Origin of the sequence: Rhodomicrobium sp. Az07 (assembly GCF_018619475.1) — a bacterium.
In the GTDB taxonomy this organism is placed as follows: Bacteria; Pseudomonadota; Alphaproteobacteria; order Rhizobiales; family Rhodomicrobiaceae; genus Rhodomicrobium.
The window spans coordinates 1-4,885 of sequence record NZ_JAHFZG010000035.1 but is presented as its reverse complement, the minus strand read 5'-3'; the positions used below and the strand labels follow the sequence as shown (position 1 = coordinate 4,885).

Genomic DNA, 4,885 nt, shown 5'->3' with positions numbered 1-4,885 from the left:
TGCGATCCGCCCCGCGCACAAAGCTCGTCATCGAATCCTCCTCGCCGCCTTGCGAGGAGAGTCTAGGCAGATTCACTGTTCCAAAGCTGGACTTCTCACACAACCTCGGCCTGAACCAGACTGCTCTAACGGTTTGGTGTCGACTGCATATTTCTGATCTGGTCTGCGGTCATCGAGTTTGAGGAAATCCGGTTTCCATCGAACCTCAGGTCTTGAGCAGGTATCGAGATCCGCTTTTCCCCGAGCCCCAGGAAGCCGCCAACATCAAGGAGAACCGCTGAAATCTGCCCGCCCGAACTTGTCTCAACGTCAGCAACCTCACCGGCTTGCTGCCCCTTCATCCCATAGATAGCTTTGCCGACGATTTCGTCGCGACGCATGGTTGCGATGGGGTTGCGTTGACTATCCTTATCGGCGAAGCCTGCGTTGTTCGACCGGCTTTGCTGAACATCAGCTGACTGGCTTTGCGGCCTCGATTGCTCAATATTTACATCGGGCTTGCCAGCTTGCTCCACCTTGACCTGGGGCTCGCTCGGGCGTTCGAAGGAGACATCGGGCTTTGCCTGCTGAACCTTAACATCAGGTTTCGGTTGATTGATCGTGACCTGAGGCTTCGGCTGCTCGACCCGCACCGTCGGGGCCGGCTGCTCGACCCGCACCGTCGGGGCCGGCTGCTCGACCTGCACCGTCGGGGCGGCTTGTTGGACAGCGACACGAGGGGGCTGCTGCTGAACTTGGATTTCGGCGCCCTGCTGTGATTGTCCACTGGCCGAAGCTCCAGACGATCGATCGGCGAACTGCCTCTGAGATGAACCAGGTCCTTGGGCGATCTTTGTTTGAAGCGATTGCACTGTCTGCTCGACCTGCTGCAGTGCTGAAGCCATTGCCTTGGGATCTTGCCGTTGCTGTGAAAGCGCCTGTTGAGCATTCTTTATTGACGACAGCGTCTTTTGAGCCTGGGACTGAGCATCGCCGGAGCCTGTCATCGGCTGAATCTCGGTGTTCAGGGTATTCAAAGCCTCGGAAGCTTTATCGCGTGGCTCCTTCAAGTTTCCGTCCTGGCCGGTTGCTTGTAACAGGGTTTCGCGCGCTCCCTTTAAGTTGTTAAGCGGCTCTTTGAATCGATTTTGGTTCGTTGCTTGCGCTCCGGCCGCGCCTGTATTGGACTGCGCCTCTGCGGCCGCAACTCCAAACGCCGTGCAGGCTGCAAGACCTAGCGCTGCTATTGTTAGCGCATGTTTGCCACTCTTCATTGTTCACCGATCTCCTTTCGCGATTGATTGCTCTTTTGGTAATGGGCGAGAGCGATTTTTGTCCCCACTGAAACTTCGATCGGGTGGCCTTTGATGGCCATCGTTGCGGATAGGGTTAACGAAAACTTTTTACCAGCAACTTCCCGCGCCGGCCGCCACGGAACCTACAGATCAGAAAGCAATTGGACAGTGTGGAACATGCAGATGGCGCAATGATCTCTCGCGCCTCTTCCTCAAGCGCTGGGGAGAGTGCGCCGCAAACTGCGCGTCTCCGACGACGGCGACCGGCTGATGGTGGCGATCCTGGCGGCCGTCCTTGTCGACGGTTTGCTGGCCGTTGAAGCGGCCTGCGCCGAAGCGTTCGGCAACGACCGCGTCGAACTGCATCAGAATCGGTTTGGCGGCGATGTTCGCTTGGCGCCAATCGCGCGTGCCGAGGTATCGCTTCAGCCGGGAGAGCTTCGGCCTGTCGTTTGCGGGAAGTTCCGATATTTCAGCCTGTTAAAGGCTATTGGCGCACCATGGAAAGTGAAGACGAGAACTTTGTGATTAAAGTGCGGCTATAGCTCTTTTGCCTCGCGTGACCCTTTTCATCTCAGGCAAGAGTAAGGCCGACACGCGCGTATCCCGGGGCGCCATTGCCGAGGTCGGTCGTTCCTGCGAAGCTCGGGATCAGCGGCACAGCCGCCTTCCCGGTATCGAACCACACCTCGACCGGCCTTGAGGCAGATGCAAATCGCCACGGCGTCGTGTCATGCACATGAGCGGTCGGGTTCGCCCTGAAATAGCGGAGGACTGCGTCCCGGTTGGTATCCGGCGCGCGAAGCAGAATTTCTGCGTGCTTCAGCGCCGCGAAGCCGCCGCCGCCATCGGCTCGGTAGTTGTTTGTCACCACCGCAAACTCGCGCGACAGGTCTAGCGGCTTCCCCTCAAAGCGGACATCGACGATGCGGCCCGACGGCTTCGTCACGTCGATCGCGTAGGTGAGACCGGCGATCGCGTCGAAATTGTAGGATGGGATTTTCTTGTTCACGAGCGGCTGTGCACCCGTGACGGAGGGATCGACCGTGTTGAAGACCCGTGCCGCCCATTCGAGCCAGGCTACGATCTGGGCACCCGTCGCCTTCACGACTGTGACGGTATTGCTGGAGTAGATGTAGAGATCGGCGACGGCGCGCATCGGCACCGGGCCTGCGGGGATGTCGATGAAACTGTCAGGCGTATAGCCCACGCGATAGGGCGCGGCGGCCGACAGAAGCGGCAGCTCACCGAATCCCGCAGCAGCCAGGAGCGGCTTTGCATAAGCGATCTGCGCTGCGTTCACGATGGCTGTCGTCGGGTCGTATCCGGCCCATACGAAATAGCTGTAGATCCGGGCATTGAGCGTGCCAACGGGCTGATCGACCCAGGCAACCGTACTTCCATGCGCGACTGCGATGGAAGCCGCTACCTCTGGATCAGATGTGGTCAGTTCGTGAACCGTGCCGCCCTCTCGCCGATAGATCGGACGAGCTTCGACATCCGCTTTCTCTACGATCCAGCGCTCGCCCTCTCGCCTCAAGCCGAGGTCGATGACGCCGAGATGGCTGCCCCAGAAGCCGGGCATCACGGCAGGCACGCCGTGAAGGCGCCCGGCAACCGAGTTTACTTCGCCAGCGTTGGCGTAGTCCTTGCCCGGAAAAACGCGATGAGCGTGACCGAGGAGTATGGCGTCGATGCCGGGCACGGCGGCAAGATGAAGCGCGCCGTGCTCCTCGCCCTCCGTCCACGCGCCGGTTCCGATGCCCGAATGGCAGAGCGCGACCAGAACATCGCATTTCGCCCTCAGCTCGGGGACGAGGCGTCGCGCTGTCAGCACGATGTCGCTTGCCTCGACGTTGCCCTCAAGGCGCGCCTTGTCCCACGACATGATCTGCGGGGGCAAGAAGCTGATGACGCCTATGCGCAACTCGTGCTCCGCGCCGGCGTCGTCCTTGAAGACGCGCTTCAGAACGGTGTACGGCGGAAGGAAAGCCGCGCCGCCAGCGCGAACGACATTCGCGCAGACAAAGGGGAAAGGTGCATTCTGAACCGTCGCCTCAAGAAAATCGAGGCCGTAGTTGAACTCGTGGTTGCCGAGGCCCGCTGCGTCATAGCCGAGCGCAGTCATCGTCGCGACGAGCGGATGCGGTTCGGAGCCGGGCGGTTGGGCGGCGATATAATCCGCGAGCGGGTTGCCCTGAAGAAAATCGCCATTGTCGAACAGCAGCGCGTTCGGGCTTTCGCGCCGTGCCGCGCGGATGAGCGTCGCAACCCGTGTCAAGCCGACCGTCGGATCGGGCTTCGCGCGGTAGTAATCCCAATCCATCACGAACATGTGGAGATCGGTTGTTTCGAGCAGCCGCACACGCATGCGCGGACCGGAGTCTCCTGCGAGCGCGTCCGACAAGCCGAATGTGGCCAGATATGCCGCCGCGCCAAGGGCGGTGCGGCGGGTTATTGCGATGCTCAATTACGTCTCCTGCATTGCGGTTCGCGGCGCTACGCCGCCTTCGCCCACGCGATCCGGCCGCGCCGCGTTGAGGGCAATCCTCACCTCAGACTCGGGGAGCGAGTGGCTGCCAAGGATGAGGCGTTTGAATTCGTCGTTCAGGTGCCCCTCGACGCGGTGCAGGAGGTTCAGCCCGAGCAGCGCGTAAAGCGCGGTGCCGATGCCGACCGCGGTTGCGATGAGCGCGGCAGCGATGCCACGGCTGACGGCGGCGGGGTCGGAAATGCCGCCGGATGACAGCGCGTTGAACGTGTCCATGATGCCGAGGATCGTTCCGAGCAAGCCGAGAAGCGGGGCCGCCGTCACGATGGTGTCCAGCACCCACAGCCGCGCCTCGACCTTGCCGCTCACTCTGATGAACAGGGTGGCGGACAAGTCTTCGAGCGCCTCGCGTGTTGCGCCGGGCGACCGAAGCGCCCCGACATAGGTCGCGAGGCTTCGCGTGAGCAGGTCTCGCGAGCGGAATGCTGTCGCGGGGACGGGTCCGGAGCCGTGAACCACGGCTCCGAGCTTTCTGGTGCGAAGGGCGAGCAGCCCGTAATAGACGAGCCGCTCGACCACCACGAATGTGAGCACCACCACCGATCCGTAGAGGATGTTGATGCACACATCGTGGAAATATGCCGTGTCGATATTCACTATCAGAGACCTGTGCTGAAGGTCACCAGGAACGAGGCATCCTGGCCGAGATAGTACGTCGGCATTTGAGAAGCGGACGGTGCAGCAATAATTGCGCCGTTCACGCCTTTTGTTTCTTTGGCGTTGTTCTTTATGCCGTTGACGCCGGTAAGATCGCTGGTGTTGAAGATGTTATACACATTCAGCTTGATTTCAGGGCGCTTCAGCCAGCCGAAATCGTCGAACCGGTAGCCGATCATGGCATCGACGCGACCGAAGCTGTCGATTTCCTCGTCGTTCATGAAGGTCGAGTACTGCGCCCCGATCCACTTGACGCCGATGTTGCCGATGATGTGGTCGTCGTCATAGTCGAGGCCGAGGCTGTGCGAGAAGTCATCATTTCGGCATGACAGGGCCAAGGCAGGCGCGGCCAGTTCAGCAGCCGCCTTGGAGCGATGGATCCGCGATGACGCCCGGTATCAAG

General features: G+C 60.7%; 4 protein-coding genes and 1 pseudogene. 1 reads left to right on the top strand and 4 read right to left on the bottom strand.

What is annotated here, in order from left to right; translation table 11 throughout:
- Positions 1 to 125: 125 nt before the first annotated feature.
- Positions 126 to 1,253, bottom strand: a complete 1,128-nt coding sequence (locus tag KKP04_RS15165) for a PRC-barrel domain-containing protein (protein ID WP_215033503.1) — start codon at positions 1,251 to 1,253, stop codon at positions 126 to 128.
- Positions 1,254 to 1,481: 228 nt separating this feature from the next.
- Between KKP04_RS15165 and KKP04_RS16015 the strand changes: the two are divergent.
- Positions 1,482 to 1,685 (top strand): annotated as a pseudogene (locus KKP04_RS16015) (hypothetical protein); the annotation flags it as partial.
- 163 nt (positions 1,686 to 1,848) lie between these two features.
- Here KKP04_RS16015 and KKP04_RS15155 read toward each other — a convergent pair.
- The 3 genes from KKP04_RS15155 to KKP04_RS15145 are packed head-to-tail and all read right to left on the bottom strand — an operon-like array spanning position 1,849 to position 4,820.
- Positions 1,849 to 3,744 carry a bifunctional 2',3'-cyclic-nucleotide 2'-phosphodiesterase/3'-nucleotidase gene (locus KKP04_RS15155; protein ID WP_215033497.1) on the bottom strand — a complete coding sequence of 632 codons (1,896 nt, stop codon included), beginning with the start codon at positions 3,742 to 3,744 and terminating at the stop codon, positions 1,849 to 1,851.
- Positions 3,745 to 4,422 carry a MotA/TolQ/ExbB proton channel family protein gene (locus KKP04_RS15650; protein ID WP_215033494.1) on the bottom strand — a complete coding sequence of 226 codons (678 nt, stop codon included), beginning with the start codon at positions 4,420 to 4,422 and terminating at the stop codon, positions 3,745 to 3,747.
- Positions 4,423 to 4,424: 2 nt separating this feature from the next.
- Positions 4,425 to 4,820, bottom strand: a complete 396-nt coding sequence (locus KKP04_RS15145) for a TonB-dependent receptor (RefSeq protein WP_215033491.1) — start codon at positions 4,818 to 4,820, stop codon at positions 4,425 to 4,427.
- Positions 4,821 to 4,885: the final 65 nt, after the last annotated feature.

Bases quoted from the DNA above. Each gene is read 5' to 3' on its own strand.
- KKP04_RS15165 (WP_215033503.1), bottom strand. From the start codon at position 1,253: ATGAAGAGTGGCAAACATGCGCTAACAATAGCAGCGCTAGGTCTTGCA.